Source organism: Kribbella pratensis (genome assembly GCF_004365355.1).
GTDB lineage: Bacteria > Actinomycetota > Actinomycetes > Propionibacteriales > Kribbellaceae > Kribbella.
Map to the genome: position 1 here is coordinate 394583 of NZ_SODP01000001.1, position 21215 is coordinate 415797.

The following is a 21215-nucleotide window of genomic DNA, read 5'->3' on the forward strand; positions in this document are numbered from 1 at the left end:
CGGCCGCTACTTCGCCGGGGTGATCGTCTTGAGCACGATCCCGGCGTCCCACGCCTTCCAGGCCGCGGGCAGGACGTAGGTGTTGTCCTTGGTCGGCCAGCCGGTCGCGCGCGAGGTGTTGAACTCGGTCAGCATCGAGTTCACGTAGACCGGGATGTAGGGCAGCTGGTCGGCGATGATGCTCTGGATCTTCGCGTACGCCGCCTTCTGCGCGGCCTGGTCCGTGGTCCCGGCAGCCGCCGTCAGGGCGGCGTCGACGGTCGGGTTCGAGAACCGCGACTGGTTGCCGGCCGAGGCGCTCTTGCCGACCGCGGCGGTGTTCGTCGAGGCGAGCTTGCTGTCGTAGGTGAAGTACGGGTTCGTGGAGGCGCCGAGTCCGACGGAGTCGAGCGACAACTGGAATTTGCCGTTCGTCTGGGCGGCGTTCCACTCGTTCCACGAGACCTGGCTGGGCTTCAGCTCGATGCCGACCGCGGCCAGCTGCTGCTTGAGTGTGTCGTTGATCGAGATGTAGTCACTCCAGCCCGTCACGGTCTGGACGGTCAGCGTCAGGCGCTTGCCGGCCTTGGTCCGTACGCCGTCGCTGCCCTTGGTCCAGCCGGCCGCGTCGAGGAGCTTGCCCGCCTCGTCGGCGTTGGCGCTCTGCGGAAGCTTGGCGGAACCGGGGTCCGCGATCCACTGGTCGTCCCGGCCCGGGAGCAACAGCGTCGGCGATCCGACACCTGCGACTCCGCCGCCGGCCAGCTTGGCGAGCTGCTCGCGGTTCATCGCCAGGTAGATCGCCTTGCGTACGGCGGGATCGGTCTGTGGGCCGGAACATCCGAGCTGGGCGTTGGAGCACGTCACGATCACCGTCGTCATGACCGGGGTGTTGACGTAGGTCAGGTCCTTGTTGGACTTCATGATGTTGTCGATCCCGGGCAGGTACGCACTCGCCCAGTCGACCTTGCCGGCGACGAGTGCCGCGCTGGCCGCGTCCGCCGACTGCACCGGCAGATAGCGGACCTCCTTGATCGTGGGTTTGCCCGTCTCCCAGTACTGGTCGTTCTTGGTCAGCACGTAGCTCTGCGGCGTGAACGACTTCAGCTTGAACGGGCCGGTGCCGACCGGGTTCTCGTTGAGGTTCGTGGTCGGGTCCTTGATGTCCTTCCAGATGTGCTCGGGCACGATCGCCTGGTTCGCGAGGACGGCCGGCTCCTGCATCAGGGACTTCGACTTGAAGGTCAGTACGGCGGTGTCGTCCGCGGTGGCCTTGGCCGTCGCGGCGAGGCCGGACGGGTTCAGCGCGGGGGTCTTCGCGACCAGGTTGAACGTGTAGGCGACGTCCTTCGCGGTGAACGGCTGGCCGTCGTTCCACTTGACGCCGTGGCGGAGCTTGATGGTGAGCTCGGTGCCGGCGGCGTTCCAGGAGTAGCCGGTCGCAAGCACCGGGGTCGCCTCGGACTGCTTGGCGAAGTTGTACCAGTACAGCGGCTCGTAGATGACGCCGAGCGTCGGCTGCAGCGCGGTGCTGCTGAACGGGTTGAAGTTCTTGGCCGTGATGTCGCCGGCCGCGACGGTGATCGAGGCGTCCTTCGCGGTCGCCTGGCCACCGGTGGCGGCGCCCGAGCAGGCGCCGAGCGTGAGGGCCGTCGCGGTCACGGCGGCGACGGCGCTCACCAGGCGTCGTAGCGGCGGGCGGTTCGTGGAGTTCCGGAGCATGGGGGGATTCCTTTCCGGGCATGCAGGGACCGCGCCGAACGCGGTCCTTGGAACGCGTCACCCGGCACCGGCCAGGGAAGCTGGGCGGTAACTTAGTTGGCCTAATAAACTCGGCGCAAGGGTTCGCGGGGGTAACGATTTGACCGCGCAGGGTCGCGAGCGGGCGACGGCGCGCGCCTGAGGGCGGCGCGAGAGTGCGATGCCGCGAGGCGGTTGCTAGGCGGAGATGGCGTGCTCGGACTTGAGCATCATCAGCGCGGCGCCGATCGCCGCCGCGTCGTGCCCGCGCTCGTCCAGCACCACTTTGGTGCCGACGCTGCGCCCGAAGACCGAGCTCAGGATCCGCTCCTGCAGGATCGGCAGGTAGATCGTCCCGGCGACGGCGAAGGCCGGCCCGGTGAGGACCAGCAGTTGTACGTCGTACATGTTCGCGATCGTCTGCGCGCCGAGCGCGATCCAGGCGGCGCTGTCCCGGATGATCGCCTCCGCGCGCGAGTCCCCGCTCAAGGCCAGCCGCGCGATGGCGGCGAAGGCCGCAACACCGGAATGCCGGTGCGACCCGAGATCGAGCCCGGCCGCGCGGGCCTTCGCGACGACGGCGGCCGGACCGGCGAGCGCCTCAAGGCAGCCGGTGCCTCCACACCAGCAGCGGGGACCGCCGATCTGGACGCAGATGTGCCCGACCTCGCCGGCGTTGCCGTGCGCGCCCTGGTAGACGTTGCCGTTGAGTCGCAGGCCGGAACCGATGCCCTCGCTCATGAACAACGCGGCCATCACCGAGACGTCGTGGCTGGTGGTGAGGCGGGTGCCCGCGGCGGCCGCGGTCGCATCGTTCTCGAGGAGTACGGGCATGCCGAGCCGCTCCTCGAGGCGGCTGCGGATCGGGAAGCCGACCCAGCGCGTCATCGACGGCGGCGCCGACGTCACTCCGCGGTTGCGGATCAGCGGGCCGGGGCAGACGAAGCCGAGCCCGAGCACGAGCGCCGGATCGACGCCGGAGCTCGCGATCAGCTCGCCCGTCTCGATCGCCACCCGCGCGACGACCTGCTCGGGGTCGCTGTCGTCGCCCGGACCGTCCCGCCGCCAGCGCGCGACCACGCCGCCGGCGTAGTCGACCAGCACGTACGTCAGGTGGTCCTCGCTCAGATGCACGCCGACGACGTACCGCGCCGCCGCGCGGATCTGCAGCAGGGTGCGGGGTTTGCCGCCGATGGACGTCGAGGCGCCGCGACCGGTCTCGGCGACCAGGCCGTCGTCGATCAGCCGGCGGACGACCGCGGTGACCGATGGTGCCTTCAGGCCGGTCAGCTGGGTAAGTTCGACCCGGCTGAGGGTGCCGGCGGAGCGGATGCGGTCGACGATGAGGCCGCGACTGCTCGTCGGCGCCGGATCGTAGCCCGGCGACTGCGAGGAGTCGCTGACCTGCTGCATCGGTCCATCCGCCTTCTGTCCGGTTAGTTAGATCTGTGAATATAGTGGGAACAGCCGTCTTGGAGGGCAGTTTATGCAGGACACGAAGCCCCGGGATCGTATTGCCGGGCTGGTGCTGGCGCGTCCTGACCGGGTCCTCGGGATGGAGCCGTTCATGGCCGATGTCGTCCAGGGCATCGAGGAGTACTTCGCCGGGCGGCGCTGCAGCCTGCTGATCGAGTTCACCGCGGACGTCGCCGGCGAGATCGAGATCTGGCGTCGCTGGGTGGCGCACGAGTACGTCGACGGGATCGTCATGGTCGATCTCCGCAGCGACGACCCCCGGCTGGACGAGCTGGTCCGCCTGCGGACGCCGGGGGTGTTGCTCGGCGGACCTGAACTCCAGGCGCCGATCACTAACGTGCTGGTCGACAACGCCGAAGGCGCCCGGGCGGCCGTTCGGGCGCTCGCCGACCTCGGGCACCGGGAGATCGCCAGGGTGAGCGGTCCACGCGACATGGTGCATTGCCAGGCGCGGGACGAGGCGTTCATCGCCACCTGTGCGGAGCGCGACGTACAAGGGCAGGTGATCGAGGGGGATTACTCCGAGGAGTCCGGCCGGGAGGCGACCCGGCAGTTGCTGACCGGCGGCCCGATGCCGAGTGCTGTTGTCTATGACAACGACCTGATGGCGATCGGTGGCCTCAGTGTCGCGAAGGAGCTGGGAGTCGCGGTTCCCGAGGAGTTGTCGATCATCGCGTGGGACGACACCGCCGTGGCCCGGCTCGCGCATCCGCCGTTGAGCGTGGTCACGGTCGACGTCCACGGGCTGGGCGCGATCGTCGGCGAGGCGATCCTCGCGGCGATGGACGGCGCCGACGTGACGACGTACCACGTGCCGAAGCCGACGATCCGGCTGACGCAATCGGTCAGCCGCGCGGTGATCACTCACAGCTAACTCGCAGGTAGTGCATCCCTCGGTGATCGTCGGGATTCGCAGCGTGACCAGGGGTGACACTATGTCAGGACCTGGTGGGGCTCGTATCTCAGCGTGACCGGGGGGTGCTTGACATATCCGGTTTGGACGATTGAGACTCAGGTCACTTTCGCGATCCGAGAGCGCTCTCAACTCCGTCCAAGTTCCAGGGAGCACGTCACATGCGGCCCAGTGCCCGCTACCGCCCCATCGCCGGACTGCTGGCCTGCGCCGCGGTCGTGCTCGTCACCGCGGCGTGCGGCGGCGGTTCCAGTTCGTCCGATCCGAGCGCCGCCGCGACGGACGGGCCGAAGATCGAGCTGACCATCGCAACCTTCAACGAGTTCGGGTACGACGACCTGTACGCGGAGTACGAGGCCGCGCATCCGAACATCACGATCGTCGAGCAGCACGCCAAGACGGTCGACGACCACGTCAAGAACCTCGACGCGAACCTGGCGTCCGGGACCGGGCTGGCCGACATCGAGGCGATGGAGGTCAGTTGGATCTACAAGTACCTGGCCAAGGCCGACAAGTTCGTCGACCTGCGGCAGTACGGCGCGAACGACCTGAAGGACCGCTGGCTGGACTGGAAGGTGGCCGGCGCGACCACGCAGGACGGGAAGATCATCGGGTACGGCACCGACATCGGGCCGGAGGCGATCTGCTACCGGCGCGACCTGTTCGCGAAGGCCGGGCTGCCGACCGACCGGACGCAGGTGGCGAAGCTGTTCCAGGACTGGCCGTCGTACTTCGCGACCGGGCGGAAGTTCAAGCAGCGGGTTCCCGGTTCGGCGTGGTACGACTCCGCCGTACTGACCTGGGAGGCGATGCGCAACCAGCTGATCCAGGCGTACTACTCGAACGAGGACCGCTTCCTCGCCGACGAGAACCCGCGACTGAAGTCGACCTGGAAGCAGGTGGTGGCCGGGAGCAAGGACGGTCTGTCCGCCGGGCTGGTCGCCTGGAGCGACGAGTGGAACGCGGCCTTCCGCACCGACAAGTTCGCGACGATGGCATGCCCGGGCTGGCTGCTCGGCGTGATCCAGGACAACGCGGGCAGCTTCGGGAAGGGCAAGTGGGACGTCGCCGACGTGTTCCCCGGCGGTGGCGGCAACTGGGGCGGCTCGTACCTGACCGTGCCGATCCAGTCGCCCCAGCCAGAAGAGGCAGCGAAGCTGGCTGCCTGGCTGACCGCTCCCGAGCAGCAGGTCAAGGTGTTCAAGAAGATCGGGTCGTTCCCGTCGACGCTCGACGCGTACAACGACCCGCAGGTGAAGTCTCAGGTCAATGCGTACTTCAACAAGGCGCCAGTGGGACAGATCTTCATCAACCGGGCTCGGAACGTGATCCTCAAGCAGCACAAGGGTCCTCGCGACGGTGAGATCAACCAGATCTTCAGCGCCGCGCTCGCTCGGGTGGACAACGGCAAGCAGTCGCCGGATGCTGCATGGGAGCAGGCCCTCGACCAGGCAGAGAAGGTTGCGGAGACGCGGGTCGGGAACTGAAGAAATCTGTCAACACGCCCCGTGGGGTGGCCAACGGCTGACGCGCGTTCGACCGAGGACGTACTACCGTGTGAACGCAGGCCGATCGACAGCCGAGGAGGGCCGATGGACGGGTCTGGTTCTCCGACGCTGGAACAGGTCGCGGCCGTCGCCGGGGTGTCGCGCGCCACGGTCTCGCGGGTCGTGAACGGCTCGCCGAAGGTGTTGCCGGAGACGGTCGCCGCGGTTGAGCAGGCGATCCGGCAGTTGGGGTATGTACCGAACCGGGCGGCTCGCGCGCTGGTGACACGTCGTACGGATTCGGTGGCGATCGTCGTACCCGAGCCGGACAGCCGGGTGTTCTCGGACCCTTTCTTCGCTGGGATGCTGAGCGGGGTCAGCCGGACGTTGGCGCCGACGTCGTCGCAGTTGGTGCTGTTGATCGAGCCGGCTGAGGGGGACGACCAGCGGTTCATGCGGTACCTGCGCGGCGGGCATGTGGATGGCGCGATCATCATCAGCCATCACGGTCGTGACAACGTGCTGCAGGAGTTGGCGCAGTTGCCGCTTCCGATCGTTTTCAGCGCGCGGCCGCTCGGGGTCGACGTACCGGTGGCCAGCGTCGACGTGGACAACGTGGCCGGCGCGCGGACGGGTGTCGAGCATCTGCTCGCGATCGGTCGGCGGAAGGTCGCGACGATTGCCGGGCCGCTCGACATGACTGCTGGTCTTGACCGCCTGACCGGCTACAAGGACGTGATGAAGGAAGCCGGCCTGCCGGCGCTGATCGAGTACGGCGACTTCACGGCTGACGGCGGCGAGCAGGCGACGCTGCGGTTGCTGGATGCGCATCCGGATCTTGACGGGCTGTTCGTCGCGTCGGACCTGATGGCGACTGCTGCTCTTCGCGTGCTGTCCGAGCGCGGGCGTCGGGTTCCTTCCGATGTCGCGGTGGTCGGCTTCGACGACTCGGTCCTGGCCACCATGACCACCCCCAAACTCACCACCGTCCGCCAACCGGTCGAACAACTCGGCGCCCGCCTGGCCGAAATCCTCCTGGCCAAGATCGGCGGAGCGAACCTCACCAGCCCCGAGATCTACAACACCGAACTCATCATCCGCGACAGCGCCTGACCTCCGTCCGACCTGGGGGAGCTCGGGGCTAGGGCGGGTCGTTCTGGAACTGGAACTGGACGCGGATCGAGTCGTCGAGGGGGATGACGACGGTGGTGTTGGACGGCGACCAGGTCTGGGGGACCAGGAAGAGGCGGTTCTGGCCTACGACGAGGAGGCGGAGGCCTCGGTAGCGGTAGTTGAAGGTCTGGCCGGTGCCCGCCCGGAGGGTGGTTTCTTCGATGCCGGGGGAGCGGAGGGCCAGCTTCTCCTTGGTGTCGAGGATGACGACCGGGAAGCGGTTCAGGTGGCGGGCGTCGGCGCGGGCCAGGCCACGGCCGGAGTACTGCGCCGTGGTCGCGGTTGCCCAGAAGGCGCAGGTGACGGTCGCGACGGCGAGGAGCGCGATGAGGATGTGTTGCGGGCCGAGGGTCGGGTCGGCTTTGCGGCGGAGATAGGTGAGGTAGGCAAGCGCCGCGGCCGCGAACCCGATCACGACGGGGACGATCAGGGCGTAGTACGGGAGCTGGCCGATGAGTGGATAGGCGAGGAGGCCGGCTACGCCCACCACGAGGATCACTACGGCGACGCGGGCGGCGCGGCGTACGGCGCCCGGGGTCGGGTGGATCGCGTTGTGCAGAAGAAGAGCGGCCACCGCGAGCAACGTGATCACCAGGAGCGGGACCAGGAGCGGTTGTGGACTGCGCATCACGTAGTCCTGCGTGCTCAGGCCGATCGTGTCGACGTCGATCCCGAAGTACTCGTACTGCGAACGCGACGAGACGTACCCGAAGTAGAACAGCAGTGCGCTGAGCAGCGTCACCGGGGTGATGATGCCGGCGGCGAAGCTGATCCAGCGCTCGGCCTGCGACCGTTCGTCGGCCATCTCAGCTCGTCGGTGTTTCAGGCGTTTCGGGGGTTTCAGGGGTTTCAGGAGTCTCGCTCGGCAAGGCCGTCAGGACGATCTGACTGCCACTCCGGCCGAGCAGACTGTCGCAGTCCGACTGACTCTCGCACGTTGCCTGGCCCGGAACCTCGAGAGTGGTGCTGCCGGAGCCGGCGAGCTGGCGGACACCGACATAGCAGGTGTCGTGCTGATCGGCTGTCCACCGAACGCCGCTGCAGGCCGGAAGGTCACCGGGACAGGACTGCTGGTCGGCCGCGAAGACCCCCTCGGGCTTGAAGGTTGCCGAGCCCAACTCGATCGTGGTGCCGTCCGGGAGCGAGGTGTCGGTCAAGCTGACCGAGTAGCAGTTCGGATGCTGGTCGTCGACGGACGAGCCGCCGATCGGGAGCGAGGCGATGCTGATCGACGGTTGCTTCTGTTCCGGTTGGGTCGACTCGGCAGCGGTCGGTTCGGGTGCCGGTTCGGCGGTGTCGTCGGCGGTCGCGGTCACCACCGGCGTCGGCGTACCCCCGTCGCTCGACGAGCATCCCGTCAGCAACAGCACTGTCACCGAAACCGTCGCAACCAACGCTCGCATGACAACCACCCCCACGACCCAGAATGACCCTCTGTGCAGACCGCGACAACCTTTTGTTCACTCTCCGCTGCGACAACGGTGCATCCGTGATATCCCTAAGAACAAAAGGGGGACGTGAATGACCGACCACGAGATCCGGATCGCGCTGGTTCTGAACGGTGGCGTCAGCCTGGCGGTCTGGATGGGCGGGGTGACGCACGAGCTGGATCTGATCCGGCGTGCGTCCGGCGGGTCCGATGCGCCGCCGTCCCAGCCGTACGACGCTGTGCTCGCGGACCGCTGGCGGGAGTTGTGCCATCGGGGCGAGGAGCGGCGGCGTGTGGTGGTCGACGTGATCGCGGGGACGAGTGCCGGCGGCCTCAACGGTTCGTTGCTGGCGACAGCGATCGCGAACGGTTCGACGCTGGACCCCGACGGCGACAACGGTCCCTGGCTGCGACAGAAGTGGGTCGGGCTCGGATCGCTCGACGTCGGCAAGCTGGTGCCGTCGGCCGGCGTGAAGACGACATCGGTGCTCGACGGCAAGTACTTCCTGCAGCAGCTCGAGGACCTGCTCAAGGGCGTGGCCGACGCGGGTGACAGCGACGCCGAGGAGCCGGTGACGTTGTTCGTCACGGCGTCGGGGCTGGGCGTGCAGCAGTTCAAGGCCAAGGACGCGGCCGGGCAGGCGTTCGTCGTACCGGATCATCGGTACCTGTACGGGTTCACGAGCGAGGACGCGCCGACGTACGACGGGGCCAGGCGCAAGTTCTCGGTCAAGGACAAGAACGGGCTGAAGGACACCGAGCTGCTCGCGCGGGCGGCGCGCGCATCCGCGTCGTTCCCGGCCGCGTTCGGTCCGGTTCTGGAGACGCCCGAGCTGGCCGCGAGCCCGCCGCGGATGCAGCCCGGTCCGGCCGAGGCGGGATCGTGGCTGGTGGACGGCGGCGTGCTCGACAACGCGCCGTTCGGTCCCGTGCTCGACGTGGTCGCCCGGCGGCCGGTGACCGGCAAGGCCACCCGCTACGTGCTGTACGTCGTACCGTCCGCGGGGATCGGGCACGCGTCGACTGCGTTGCCCGGTGCAAAGGAGCCGAGCTGGCGGGTGGCCGCATTGTCCGCGGTGCAGTTCCCGCGCGAAGTGGACTTCCGGTCCGACGTCGAGCAGCTCGAGCGGTTGCTGCTGGAGGCGGACGCGTCCTGGTCCGACACCCAGCGGCTCTTTGACCGTTGCCTGAAGCAACCAGAAGAGCGGGCCCGGTTGAAGGCGGCGGCGACGGCGCTGCAACCGGCGTACTCGCGCGGTCGTGCGGCCGGCGGCGTGTGGGAGGCCGTGACGATCGCGAGCCACGACCAGTCGACCGTGCTGGATGCCGCGACCGCGCTGTCGGAGCCGGAGATCGACGAGATCCTCGCGACCGACCATCCGTGGGTGCCGGGGCCGGACGGTTCGACGACCGCCGTACGCAACGATGCCGACGGCAACCCGAGCTGGCTGTGGGGGACCGGGGCGGCCGAGCGCACCGTCCGGCTGATCCTGCGTTCGCTGCGGAATCAGATCAGCAAGGCGCCGCGCGCCGAGCGTGCGGAGTTGGACAAACGGCTGACCGCCACGAGCGACTGTCTGATGAAGGTGCAGGCTGTCCGCGACGCTCTCGACGACGCGTTGGCTGCGGCGCATCTGGACCTGCGACCGGCCGGTGGGGCGGAGGCGGTTGCGGTTGGGTTGAACGACATCTTCGAGCAGTTGCAGATCCAGCGGGCGCTCGGTGACGCCTTCGCCGAGCTGGTCGCGATCGTCGGCTGGGAGCTCGTCGACACAGCGCTCGAAGTAGAGATCGTGTCTCGCTGTACGTCGGCGCGCACGCCGCAGCAGCGCAGCGCGCCGTTCCAGTTCCTGCGGCTCGGGCCGGACATTCCACTCGCCGTACTCGACGAACTCCAGGAAGGCTCGATCGCGAACCAGCTCAACGAGCGCATCCTGTACGGCAGTCAGGTCGGGCATTTCGGCGCGTTCGGCGCGGCCGACTGGCGGCGGTGGGACTGGTTGATGGGCCGGCTGCACTGCGTCGCGCATCTCGGCGCGATGCTCGGTGCGGACGGGGACTGGATCCGCGAGACCCAGCGGCAGGTGCTTCAGGCCGAGGGCTGGGAGATCAAAGCTGTCGCCGAGCGGATCGAGCGGCTGGCCCAGGACTTCCCGGTCGATGCCGGGATCGGGGCGCTGGTGACGATGCGCAACGAGCTCAACGCGTCGCCCGAGGGCCGTGCGATCACCAAGGGCATTGCGGACCGGATGGTCGACGTCTCGTCCGGTCTCGGTCCCGAGGTCGGCAACTGGGTGAAGGCTGCCGCGGGCCGCAAGCATCAGCCCGGTTCGTGGCTGCTGCGCACGGCGCGCTGGTTCACCGAGCCGGCCCGGCAGACGGCCTGGGAGCGGATGGTCCGCGGCGCCAAGCTGACTCCGGCGCAGCGGCCGCAGATCTTCGAGCCATGGTTGCCTGTAGCAACAGCTGTGATCGGCATCCTGCTGCTGATCCTCGCGGGCACCGTCGACTCCTTACGGCTCCTCACAGCGCTTCTCGCCGGAGCGGTGCTTGCTTTGAGCGCCGTACTCGGTGTCGTCACCTGGTACGTACGGCGCGCCCGCCGGCGGATCCGCGGGTGGCTCGAGCGGCGGATGCCGGAGATCAGTCCAGAGTCACGAAATCAATGAGCTCCTCGACCCGGCCGAGCAGCGCCGGGTCGAGGTCGGCGAAGCTGTTGACCTTGGACAGGATGTGCTTCCAGGCGGCGGCGACGTCGGCCTGATCGGTGGCCGGCCAGCCGAAGGACTGCAGCACGCCCTTCTTCCAGTCCTGACCCTTCGGGATCCGCGGCCACGCCTTGATCCCGACCGACGACGGCTTCACCGCTTCCCAGATGTCGATGAACGGGTGGCCGACAACGCGCACATAGCGGTTGCTGACCTGCGCGGCGATCTTCGATTCCTTCGATCCCTCGACCAGGTGATCGACGAGTACGCCGAGGCGCCGGCCGGGGGCGGGCTGGAACCGGTTGACGATCTCGACCAGATCGTCGACGCCCTCGAGGTACTCGACCACGACGCCCTCGATCCGCAGGTCGTCGCCCCAGACCTTCTCGACCAGCTCGGCGTCGTGCCGGCCCTCGACGTAGATCCGGCTGGCGCGCGCGACCTTGGCCCGGACGTTGTCGACCGCGACCGAGCCGGACGCGGTGCGGGTCTTCTTCGCCGGGCCGGCCTTCTTCGGCGGCTTCAGGCTGACCGGCTTGCCGTCGATCCAGAAGCCCGGACCGAGCGGGTACGTGCGGATCTTGCCGTGCCGGTCCTCGAGGTCGACGACGCCGTGCTCCCAGCGCACGATCGCGCCGACGAACCCCGACGTGGGCTCCTCGACGACCATCCCCTTCTCGATCTCGACCTCGACGGTCCGCCCGTTCTTCGGCTTACGCCAGTCCCCACTGAGCACGTCGTTCCCATACCTGTCAGCCACGCGCCCAACGCTATGACCCCCGTCTGTCCTTCCCCCTCAACCACACACCCCTTTCTCGCCGAGTCGCGCAGATGACGGCGGGGTTCCGGGTCCCGGGAGGTGTGGACATGGTCTGGGGGTGTGGACATTGTCTCGGGAGTGTGGACATTGTCTGGGGGATGGGGACAGGAAATAGCTTGTCTCCAGGCCCCATGGGATGTCTCCCGCCACCGCACTATCCACCTAGAGGAACCACATCACGCCCGTGTCCACGCCTCACACCGCAACGACCGGCAGCATCATGCAGCCCGGGGACGGACCACATCCGGCCCAGAAACCCCAACTGCTAGTACGTGGGAGCGGCGTGCGTGGCTGTGGTCCGCCGGCTGGAAGCGGTCGCCGTGAGGGCGAAGTACGCGAGGAAACCGACGGCCAGGCCGACGGCCCACGAGTAGTCGTAGAGCGGTTTGAGGAACGGGATCAGGCCGTCCTGTGGGAACGGGCCGGCGCCCGGGTTCGAGTACGCGCCGCCGACGGCGAGCAGTGAGCCGAGGAGGGTCGCGACGACACCGCGCCAGTTCCAGCCGGCGGCGTACCAGTAGCGGCCGTTCGGTTGATAGAGGTCGGCGAGGAACAAGTTGGTCCGGTCGATCAGCCAGTACCCCGCGATCAGCACACCGGCCACCGATGCGAGCAGACCGCCGTAGAACGACAGCCAGACGAAGATGTAGATCGACGGGTCCGAGATCAGCCGCCACGGCTGGATCACGATGCCGATCACGCCGGTCACCAGACCCGCGGTCCGGAAGTTCAGCCAGCGCGGCAACGCGTTCGCGAAGTCGTACGACGGACTCACCACGTTGGCTGCGACGTTGCAGGACATCGTCGCGAGGATCGCCATAATCAGGCCGATCGTGACGATCACCGGGTTCTCGAACCGGCGGGTGAGCTCGACCGGGTCCCAGATCGCCGAGCCGTACAGCACGACCGTGCCGGAGGTGGTGATGATCGAGACCAGCGCGATGAACGACATCGTCGTCGGCAGGCCGATGATCTGCCCCCAGACCTGTTGCCGCTGGCCCTTTCCGAACCGGGTGAAGTCCGGCATGTTCAGCGACAGCGTGGCCCAGAACGCGATCATGCCCATCAGCGACGGTGCGAAGATCTTCCAGAAGTCGGCGTCCCAGCCGAGCTTCGACGGCTGCGACAGGATCGGCCCGAAACCGCCGGCCTTGACCAGGATCGCGACCATCAGCGCCACGAACGCGACCGTCACCAGCGGCGCCGCCCAGTTCTCGAACCGGCGCAGACCCTCGATACCGCGGAAGATCAGCACCATCTGCAGCACCCAGAAGAACGCGAAGCTCAGCCACATCGTCCACGGATGACCGCCGATCGCCGACGCGTTCAGCCAGCCCTTGCCGAACAGCTCGCCGACGATCACGTAGATCGCCTGGCCGCCGATCCAGGTCTGGATCCCGAACCAGCCGCAGGCGATGAACGCCCGCAGCAGCGCCGGGAAGTTCGCGCCGCGGACGCCGTAGAACGCCCGCGCGAACACCGGGAACGGGATGCCGTACTTCGTTCCCGCGTGACTGTTCAGCAGCAGCGGGACGAGCACGATCAGGTTCCCCAGCGTGATGGTGAGGAACGCCTGCAACCAGTTCATCCCGATCGCGACCAGCCCGGACGCGAGCAGGTAGCTGGGGATGTTGTGCGCCATCCCCATCCACAGCGCCGCGTAGTTGTACGTCGTCCACGTCCGCTCGGGCAACCGGGTCGGCGCGAGCTCGGCATTCGCGTACGGACTGTTCGCCAGCGCGCCGGGATCGGTCAGTTCGACCCGTCCGTCGGAGTGAACAGTCTGCTCAATCGTGGCCATGAGGTACCACCCCATCCGGTCGGGCGATGTCCGTTCCGAACAAGTTGCGCGACGAGATGACGTCGTGTCAACGGACAACTACCCGAAAGGTCATCCCGGGCCGAGAAGCGGCAGGCTCGGGCGTTGCGGCGTGCCCAAGACCTGGTAGCCGCGACGGATCGCGTCCTGGAGTTTCTCGACCGGCCATGGCCAGTCCTCGGTGTGCTTGAGCGCGTCGTCGAGCGGCGTACCGGCGTGGTGCAGCGTCGAGATCGTGTTGGCGACCTTGCCCAGGTCGATCGCCTGGTCGCGGGCGAACTCGATGTCGACGACGGCGCCGTGCCCGGGGACGATCTTGGTTGCCGCGGTCATCATCCCGACCGCGGCTTCGATCGTGTCCGGCCACTCGAGCGGGAACGAGTCCTCGCCGTACGACGGCGGCGCCGACTCCTCGAGCAGATCGCCGACGAAGACCACTTCCACATCCGGTACGACGACGACCGTGTCGCCGGACGTGTGCGCGTTGCCGACGTACAGGAGCTCGACGCGACGGTCGCCGAGGTCGATCACCTTGGCGGCGGCGAACGTCGTACCGGCGAGGTTCTCCTCGGCCGCGGCGTTCTCGTGCAGGTAGACGGTGGCGTCGGTGAAGACGCCGTTACCGGCGACGTGGTCGAAGTGTGCGTGGGTGTTGACGACCCAGCGGACGGGCAGGTCGGTCAGCTCGCGGATGTGTTCACGCAGCTGCTCGGCCTCTTCGGTGGTGGCGCGGGTGTCGATCACCAGTGCGCCATCGGATCCGACGACCAGGCCGACGTTCAGGTCCCATTCGTCGTACCGCCGAACCCAGGTGCGATCGCCGATCTCGGCCCACTCACTCATGCCCCCGACACTACTTGCTGAGCACGTCGCCCTTGGCAAGCCCTCTCCCCGGGACTTAGGCTCGCAAGTGTTCCGATCGGAACGTCGAAACTTTCGAAGGGTGGTCGGTGTGACGACACGACGTGCTGTGGTGGTCCGGGGCGGCTGGGAAGGGCACTCCCCGGTCGAGGCGACCGACCTGTTCATCCCGTTCCTGAAGGAGAACGGCTACGAGGTCACGGTCTCCGACACGACCGCGACCTACCTCGAGCTCGACGGCGTCGACCTCATCGTGCAGTGCGTGACGATGAGCGAGATCGAGCCCGAGCACTTCAAGGGCCTGGAGGCGGCGATCCGGCGCGGCACCGGGTTCGCCGGCTGGCACGGCGGTATCGCGGACTCGTTCCGCAAGAACGTTGACTACAGCTTCATCACCGGCGGGCAGTTCATCTCACACCCGCACGGCTTCACCGACTACCGGGTCGACATCGTGCCTGAGAAGGCCGACCACCCGATCGTCCAGGGCATCGAGCACTTCGACGTGCACACCGAGCAGTACTACGTGCACTACGACCCGACCAACAACGTGCTCGCGACGACGACGTTCGAGTCGCACCCGGACTACCCGTGGATCGAGGGCGCGGTGATGCCGGCGGTCTGGACCCGCACCTGGGGTGAGGGCAAGGTCTTCGTCTGCACGGTCGGCCACAAGCTGGACGACCTGGAGACGCCCGAGGTACGCACGATCATCGAGCGGGGGCTGCTGTGGGCGAGCAAGTGACCAACATCGGCATCGTCGGCACCGGAGTCATCTCCGGCACGTACCTCGACCACCTGGGCAAGCTGCCAGGTGTCGACGTGGTCGCAGTGGCCGACCTGGACCGTAGCCGCGCCGAAGCGATCGCGGACCAGCACGAGGGCATCCGCGCACTCACACCGGACGAGCTGTACGCCGCGGACGACGTCGAGATCGTGCTCAACCTGACCATCCCGGCGGCGCACGCTCCGGTGCACCAGGCCGCGATGGAAGCTGGCAAGCACGTGTACGGCGAGAAGCCGCTGGCTGCGGACCGCACCGCCGCGGAGCCGCTGCTCAAGTACGCCGCCGCGAACAACCTCCGGGTCGGCTGCGCACCGGACACCGTGCTCGGGACGGGAACCCAGACCGCTCGCGCAGTGATCGACCGCGGCGACATCGGCGTACCGCATGCGGCTTTTGCGGCCTTCACCACACCAGGCCACGAGCTGTGGCACCCGGCGCCGGAGTTCTACTACCAGCCGGGTGGCGGCCCGGTCCTCGACATGGGGCCGTACTACGTGACCAGTCTGGTCACCCTGCTCGGTCCGGTACGCCGGGTCACCGCGCGAGCTGGTCAGTCGAAGCAGGAGCGCAAGATCCACACCGGTCCGCGGGCGGGTACGACGTTCCCGGTCGAGGTGCCGACGCACGTCACCGGCGTGCTTGAGCACGAGTCCGGTGCGTTGACCACGGTGTTGATGTCGTTCGACGTCTGGGCCGCCCGGCTGCCGCGGATCGAAGTACACGGGACCGAGGGCAGCCTGTCGGTGCCGGACCCCAATACCTTCGACGGCACGGTCGAGATCGCCACGGCGGCGCAGCGCGAGTGGACCGAGGTCTCCGTCGCCGGTGGGTACGCCGGTGCTGGTCGGGGCGTCGGTGTGGCGGACATGGCGCGGGCACTGCGTCGCGGTGAGCCACACCGTGCTGACGGAGCGTTGGCGTACCACGTGCTCGACGTACTCGAGTCACTGCTCGACGCGGCGGTCCAGGATCAGCCTGTGGACGTCGCGAGTACGGTCGAGCGGCCTGCCGCCGTACCGTTGGGAGCGTCGCCCGAGACAGCATGAGATCCGCCCCACGCCGCAACGTGTCCGTGTCGGCTCCCACGGCTCGGTAGACTGGCACTCGGAACTTTCGAGTGCCAAGGTCGATCGAGAAAGGGTGGTGCGCGCGTGCTGGACGACCGCAAGCTGGATGTGCTCCGCGCCATCGTCGAGGACTATGTGGCGACCCATGAGCCGATCGGGTCGAAGGCGCTGGTGGACCGGCACAACCTCGGCGTCTCGCCGGCCACGGTCCGCAACGACATGGCCGCGCTGGAGGAGGAGGGGTACATCACCCAGCCGCACACCAGCGCCGGCCGGATCCCGACCGACGCCGGGTACCGGCTGTTCGTGGACAAGCTGAGCACGGTCAAGACGTTGTCGGTCGCGGAGAAGAAGGCGATCACGTCGTTCCTGGCCGGTGCGGTCGACCTGGACGACGTCGTCCGCCGTACGGTCCGGCTGCTCGCGCAGATCACCCGCCAGGTCGCGATCGTGCAGTATCCGTCGCTCAACCGGTCGAGCGTGCGGCACATCGAGGTCGTCACGATGAGCCCGCGGCGGCTGTTGCTGGTGCTGATCACCAGCAACGGCCGCGTCGAGCAGCGGATCGTCGAGCACCCGCACGACGTCGACGAGCAGCTGATCGCCGACCTGCGTTCACGGCTCAACACCGTCCTGGCCGGGCAACGGCTGACCGACGCGACCACGTCGCTGGCCGGCGTGCCCGAGCTGTTCGCGCCTGCGGACCGGTCGCTGGTCGCGTCGATCGTCACCACGCTGCTCGAAGCGTTCACCGACGAGGTCGGCGAGCAGCGGATCGCGGTCGGCGGCGCCGCCAACCTGACGCGGTACGGCGACGACTTCGAGCGCAACGTCAAGCCGGTGCTGGAGGCGCTCGAGGAGCACGTCATCCTGCTCCGGCTGCTCGGCGAGGCGACCAACCCGCAGACCCTGACCGTCCGCATCGGTCACGAGAACCCGTTCGAGGAGCTGGCCACCACCTCGGTGGTCGCGACCGGCTACGGGTCCAAGTCGGAGGCGCTGGCCACCCTCGGCATCGTCGGCCCGACCCACATGGACTACCCGAGCACAATGGGCGCGGTGAGGGCTGTCGCGCGCTACGTCAGCCAGATCCTGGCCGAATCCTGATGATTACAACCCCCTGGTCTGGAGTATGAGCACCGATTACTACGCCGTCCTCGGCGTCAGCCGTGACGCGTCAGCGGACGAGATCAAGAAGGCGTACCGCAAGCTGGCACGCCAGTACCACCCGGATGTGAACGACTCCGAGGATGCGCACCAGAAGTTCCAGGAGATCGGGCGCGCGTTCCAGGTGCTCAGCGATCCGCAGAAGCGGCAGATGCACGACCTCGGCGGCGATCCGTTCGCGACCGCGGGCGCCGGGCCCGGCGGTGCCGGGTTCGGGCAGGCGTTCACGTTCACCGACATCATGGACGCGTTCTTCGGCCAGACCGGCGGCGCGACCCGTGGGCCGCGACCGCGGACGCGGCGCGGCCAGGATGCACTGATCCCGCTGCGGATCGACCTGGCCGAGGCGGCCTTCGGTACGACGCGGGAGCTCAAGGTCGACACCGCCGTACTGTGTCCGACCTGTAGCGGGTCCGGCGCTGCTGCCGGGTCCGAGCCGGTCACGTGCGAGATCTGCCACGGGCGTGGCGAGGTCACCCACACGCAGCGGTCGTTCCTCGGCGAGGTGCGGACGATGCGCCCGTGCCCGAACTGCCGCGGCTACGGCACCACGATCCCGAGCCCGTGCGTCGAGTGCGCCGGCGACGGGCGGGTGCGCTCGCGCCGGACCGTTACCGTGAAGATCCCCGGCGGCGTAGACAGCGGGACCCGGGTGCAGCTGTCCGGCCAGGGCGAGGTCGGCCCCGGCGGTGGACCGGCCGGCGACCTGTACGTCGAGATCGAGGTCGAACCGCACGACATCTTCACCCGCAACGGCGACGACCTGCACTGCACGGTCACGCTCCCGATGACGGCGGCCGCGCTGGGTACGACGATCGACCTGCCGACCCTCGAGGGCGAGACGACGCCGCTGGAGATCCGGCCGGGTACGCAGTCCGGGACCGGACTGACCTTGACCGCGCGCGGCGTACCGAGGCTGCGTCACGCCGGCCGCGGCGACCTGATCGTCCAGGTGATCGTCGAAACCCCGACGAAGCTCGACGACGCCCAAGCCGACCTCCTGCGCCAGCTCGCCGTAGCCCGCGACGAGGAACGCCCCCAGGGCCAGGTCCAAGCCACCCACAAGGGCGTCTTCGGCCGCCTCCGCGACGCCTTCGGCACCCACTAGATGCCAAACCGGCGCCGCCGGCGCACTCCCGCGCCGCCGGCCGGTCGAACCCCCGGCCCGGCACGCGCCCGGTCCGGCCGTCCGGCTCACCTGGACGTCTCAGGGGTCAACCCCTCGGCTGGTCGGTTGCCCCCTGAGAATCTGAGGGGGCAACGCACCATCTCAGGGGTTGACCCCTCAGATGGCCGACGGTGTGGAGGTGTGCGGTAGGTGGGTGTCGCGGTGTTTTTCCGGGCGGAGCTGGGCGGCGAGGAGCTGGTGCTCGACGGCGCCGAGGGTCGGCACGCGGCGGTCGTACGGCGGATCGGGCCCGGGGAGCGCGTTCGGTTGACGGATGGGTGTGGCGCCTGGGCCGAAGGGCCGGTGGTGGCTGCTTCGAAGGCTGCGCTGACGGTGGCAGTCGACGAGCGCGGGACGGTGCCGGCGGCTGATCCGCGGGTGGTCGTGGTGCAGGCGTTGCCCAAGGGGGAGCGGGGCGAGCTTGCGGTAGAGATGCTGACCGAGGTCGGCGCTGATGTGATCGTGCCGTGGAACGCGGAGCGGAGTCAGTTCCGGGCGAACCCCGAGCGGGTGGAGAAGACGGTCGCGAAGTGGCGGGCGTGGGCGTTCGAGGCGAGTAAGCAGTCGCGGCGTACGTGGTTCGCGGAGGTCGCACCGATCGCGTCCACGGCCGACGTCGCGGAACGGCTCGCCCGCGCGGCGCTGCCCGTCGTACTGCATGAAGACGCAACCGCCCCGCTGGCGTCGCTGCAGGTCCCGTCGTCCGGCGACATCGTGCTCGTCATCGGCCCCGAAGGCGGTATTGCCCCGACCGAGCTGAAGACCTTCGACGTCGAACCGGTACGCCTCGGCGACACCGTACTGCGGACTTCGACCGCCGGCGTCGCCGCCGCAGCCGCTCTCCTCGCGCCGACCCGGTGGGCCTGACCCACGGCCGTCGCCTGCGCCAACGACAGGAGGTGTCGGACGCGCGGATAGTGCACCTGAGCGTGGTGGCGTCCGCGCGTACAGTGTCTCGCCGGTGTACTACCTGTCCTTAGGTCACCGCTCGTTGGTAAGCCGCGAGCGCATCCGCGTCGTCGATGCTTCCGTGGTGGTGGACCTGCTGCCACACCCCGTCGTACCGGAAGATCCGTGTTGTCCGGATGTGTAGCGGCTGCTCGCCCAACGCCGGATGGCGGTACGTGCCGACCTCGCGTCCCGCGAACACCACCGAGCCGTCCAGCCAGTACGTCGCCGCGTCGCCGAACGTCACCTGCACATCCAGCGAGCCCGCGAACACCCGCTCGTAGAGCGACCGCACAGCCTCCCGCGACCGCAGGATCCCGCCGATCGGGTTGTTCAACTGCACCAGCGGATCATCGGCCCAGCCGGCGACCAGCGTCTCCAGGTCCTTCCCGTTGAGCGCGTAGTAGAACGTCTCCAGCGCCGCCAGCGCACCCTCCCGACCCGGCAGGCGCGCCTCGTCCGCCCGCAACCGCGCTCCCGGCCCGAATCCGTAGTCGACCAGCTCGATCATCGCGAACCCCTCGCTAGACTGTTAGACAGGAACCGAACACAACTGTACGACAAGGATCGAACACCATGGTCGTCGAGTCAGCCCGCGCCCGCACGCTCAGCCACGTGGATCCGGCCGAGGTGCCGCTGCAGTCGGCCCTGGACGCGCTCGCGGACCCGGTCCGGCGCTCGATCCTGCGCGACCTCGCCACCCACGACGACTGGACCCGCGCCTGCGGCACGTTCGACCTCCCGGTCAAGAAGGCGACCGCCAGCCACCACTTCGCCGTACTGCGTTCCGCCGGCCTGATCGAGCAACGCGACGAAGGCGCCCGTCGCCTCAACCGCCTCCGCCGCGAGGAGTTCGACCGGTCCTTCCCCGGCCTGCTGTCCGCCACCATCGACCGCGCGGACTGACGAACTCTTACAAACCCCGAACACTGTCCCGAACCTCCTCGAACGCCTGCCGGGGAGAGTTGTTCTCGTCAGCACGACAAGCACGAACGAGAACGAGGAGCAGAACATGCGCAGGTCTGTGCGCGGCGCGATCGCGGCCGGTACGTCGGCCGTCGTCCTGGTGGGCGGACTCGTCGGGAGTACGACGATCGCCGCGGCCGATCCGACTCCGACCCCGTCGCCCTCGGCGGCTACGTCGTACAAGCCAGTCACGCTGAGCCCCGAGGAGTCGCAGAAGCTGTGCGCGGAGCGGCTGCCGAAGATGATCGCCCGGCGCGACAAGCTGGCGCAGCGGATCAACGGTGGCGCCGACGTGAAGGGTTCGGTCGCGTGGCTCAAGGCGCGCGCGGCCAAGCAGAAGGCGGACGGCCACGACAAGGTGGCCGCGCGACTCGAGAAGCGGGCCGAGCGCCGCTCGGAGCGACTGAAGGAACTCGGCATGGTGAAGACCAAGCTCGAGTCCTTCAAGACCGAGCACTGCCAGGTAGCCAAGTGATGCGTAAGGCGCTGGCCGTGCTGCTCGGTACGGCGTGTCTCGGCCTCGGACTGTCCGCCTGTGGCAGCTCGGGGGACAGGCACGGCAACCAGCCCGGTGGGCAGGGCACCGGTCCTGCTCCGGCGACCCAACAGGTGGGGTCGCCGGAGCAGGAGCTGGATCAGATCGGGTCTACCCTGGACGCGATCGATCGCGAACTGGCCGGGGACGCACCCTGACCGAGAGTCTCCAGGAG

At 68.3% G+C, this 21215-nt stretch carries 20 protein-coding genes; 12 read left to right on the forward strand and 8 right to left on the reverse strand.

The window, feature by feature from the left end; all coding sequences use genetic code 11:
* Window positions 1-6: 6 nt before the first annotated feature.
* Both EV653_RS01870 and EV653_RS01875 read right to left on the reverse strand, forming a co-directional pair.
* Window positions 7-1701, reverse strand: a complete 1695-nt coding sequence (locus tag EV653_RS01870) for an ABC transporter substrate-binding protein (RefSeq protein ID WP_134097315.1) — start codon at window positions 1699-1701, stop codon at window positions 7-9.
* A gap of 216 nt (window positions 1702-1917) precedes the next feature.
* On the reverse strand, window positions 1918-3132 hold the full coding sequence (locus EV653_RS01875) for an ROK family transcriptional regulator (RefSeq protein ID WP_134097317.1): 1215 nt from the start codon (window positions 3130-3132) through the stop codon (window positions 1918-1920).
* 73 nt (window positions 3133-3205) lie between these two features.
* On the opposite strand from EV653_RS01875, the gene EV653_RS01880 reads away from it, so the two are divergent.
* The 3 genes from EV653_RS01880 (at window position 3206) to EV653_RS01890 (ending at window position 6708) form a co-directional block, all read left to right on the forward strand.
* Complete coding sequence (locus tag EV653_RS01880; RefSeq protein ID WP_134097319.1) at window positions 3206-4069, forward strand: LacI family DNA-binding transcriptional regulator; 864 nt, start codon at window positions 3206-3208, stop codon at window positions 4067-4069.
* A gap of 200 nt (window positions 4070-4269) precedes the next feature.
* Entirely contained in the window at window positions 4270-5595 is a 1326-nt protein-coding gene (locus EV653_RS01885; RefSeq protein ID WP_134097322.1) for an ABC transporter substrate-binding protein, read from the forward strand.
* Between the two features lie 105 nt (window positions 5596-5700).
* Window positions 5701-6708, forward strand: a complete 1008-nt coding sequence (locus EV653_RS01890; protein ID WP_134097324.1) for a LacI family DNA-binding transcriptional regulator — start codon at window positions 5701-5703, stop codon at window positions 6706-6708.
* A 28-nt stretch (window positions 6709-6736) separates the two neighbouring features.
* Here EV653_RS01890 and EV653_RS01895 read toward each other — a convergent pair whose 3' ends face one another.
* Both EV653_RS01895 and EV653_RS01900 read right to left on the reverse strand, forming a co-directional pair.
* Window positions 6737-7573: a hypothetical protein gene (locus EV653_RS01895; RefSeq protein ID WP_134097326.1), complete on the reverse strand. Its 837-nt coding sequence runs from the start codon at window positions 7571-7573 to the stop codon at window positions 6737-6739.
* 1 nt (window position 7574) lies between these two features.
* Window positions 7575-8171 (reverse strand): hypothetical protein, encoded by a 597-nt coding sequence (locus EV653_RS01900; RefSeq protein ID WP_134097328.1) that lies wholly within the window; start codon window positions 8169-8171, stop codon window positions 7575-7577.
* 118 nt (window positions 8172-8289) lie between these two features.
* Between EV653_RS01900 and EV653_RS01905 the strand changes: the two genes are divergently transcribed.
* Complete coding sequence (locus EV653_RS01905; RefSeq protein WP_134097330.1) at window positions 8290-10866, forward strand: DUF3376 domain-containing protein; 2577 nt, start codon at window positions 8290-8292, stop codon at window positions 10864-10866.
* Here EV653_RS01905 and EV653_RS01910 read toward each other — a convergent pair.
* The 3 genes from EV653_RS01910 to EV653_RS01920 all read right to left on the reverse strand — a co-directional run bounded on the left by EV653_RS01910 (window position 10841) and on the right by EV653_RS01920 (window position 14387).
* Entirely contained in the window at window positions 10841-11665 is an 825-nt protein-coding gene (locus tag EV653_RS01910) for a DUF3097 domain-containing protein (RefSeq protein ID WP_134097332.1), read from the reverse strand. The genes EV653_RS01905 and EV653_RS01910 overlap by 26 nt on opposite strands.
* 325 nt (window positions 11666-11990) lie before the next feature.
* On the reverse strand, window positions 11991-13526 hold the full coding sequence (locus tag EV653_RS01915; RefSeq protein ID WP_134097334.1) for an NCS1 family nucleobase:cation symporter-1: 1536 nt from the start codon (window positions 13524-13526) through the stop codon (window positions 11991-11993).
* A 90-nt stretch (window positions 13527-13616) separates the two neighbouring features.
* Window positions 13617-14387 carry an MBL fold metallo-hydrolase gene (locus EV653_RS01920; RefSeq protein WP_134097336.1) on the reverse strand — a complete coding sequence of 257 codons (771 nt, stop codon included), beginning with the start codon at window positions 14385-14387 and terminating at the stop codon, window positions 13617-13619.
* Between the two features lie 109 nt (window positions 14388-14496).
* On the opposite strand from EV653_RS01920, the gene EV653_RS01925 reads away from it, so the two are divergent.
* From EV653_RS01925 to EV653_RS01945, 5 genes are all read left to right on the forward strand, one after another.
* Window positions 14497-15147: a ThuA domain-containing protein gene (locus tag EV653_RS01925; protein ID WP_238159507.1), complete on the forward strand. Its 651-nt coding sequence runs from the start codon at window positions 14497-14499 to the stop codon at window positions 15145-15147.
* A complete protein-coding gene (locus tag EV653_RS01930; protein WP_134097338.1) occupies window positions 15132-16235 on the forward strand; it encodes a Gfo/Idh/MocA family protein in 1104 nt (367 codons plus the stop codon). The genes EV653_RS01925 and EV653_RS01930 overlap by 16 nt, the downstream gene beginning before the upstream one ends.
* 105 nt (window positions 16236-16340) lie before the next feature.
* The gene (gene hrcA, locus EV653_RS01935) at window positions 16341-17363 is read left to right on the forward strand and encodes a heat-inducible transcriptional repressor HrcA (protein ID WP_134097340.1); all 1023 of its coding nucleotides are present in this window, start codon (window positions 16341-16343) and stop codon (window positions 17361-17363) included.
* A 25-nt stretch (window positions 17364-17388) separates the two neighbouring features.
* Complete coding sequence (dnaJ, locus tag EV653_RS01940; RefSeq protein WP_134097342.1) at window positions 17389-18531, forward strand: molecular chaperone DnaJ; 1143 nt, start codon at window positions 17389-17391, stop codon at window positions 18529-18531.
* Window positions 18532-18741: 210 nt separating this feature from the next.
* Window positions 18742-19458 carry a 16S rRNA (uracil(1498)-N(3))-methyltransferase gene (locus tag EV653_RS01945; protein WP_134097344.1) on the forward strand — a complete coding sequence of 239 codons (717 nt, stop codon included), beginning with the start codon at window positions 18742-18744 and terminating at the stop codon, window positions 19456-19458.
* Window positions 19459-19567: 109 nt separating this feature from the next.
* Here the strand turns inward: EV653_RS01945 and EV653_RS01950 are convergent, their stop codons facing one another.
* Window positions 19568-20050: a YybH family protein gene (locus tag EV653_RS01950; protein ID WP_134097346.1), complete on the reverse strand. Its 483-nt coding sequence runs from the start codon at window positions 20048-20050 to the stop codon at window positions 19568-19570.
* Between the two features lie 65 nt (window positions 20051-20115).
* Between EV653_RS01950 and EV653_RS01955 the strand changes: the two genes are divergently transcribed.
* From EV653_RS01955 to EV653_RS01965, 3 genes are all read left to right on the forward strand, one after another.
* The gene (locus EV653_RS01955) at window positions 20116-20445 is read left to right on the forward strand and encodes an ArsR/SmtB family transcription factor (RefSeq protein ID WP_134097348.1); all 330 of its coding nucleotides are present in this window, start codon (window positions 20116-20118) and stop codon (window positions 20443-20445) included.
* A gap of 106 nt (window positions 20446-20551) precedes the next feature.
* Window positions 20552-20980 (forward strand): hypothetical protein, encoded by a 429-nt coding sequence (locus tag EV653_RS01960; RefSeq protein ID WP_134097350.1) that lies wholly within the window; start codon window positions 20552-20554, stop codon window positions 20978-20980.
* Window positions 20980-21198 (forward strand): hypothetical protein, encoded by a 219-nt coding sequence (locus tag EV653_RS01965; RefSeq protein WP_134097352.1) that lies wholly within the window; start codon window positions 20980-20982, stop codon window positions 21196-21198. Before EV653_RS01960 ends, EV653_RS01965 begins: the two co-directional genes overlap by 1 nt.
* The last annotated feature ends 17 nt before the right edge of the window (window positions 21199-21215 follow it).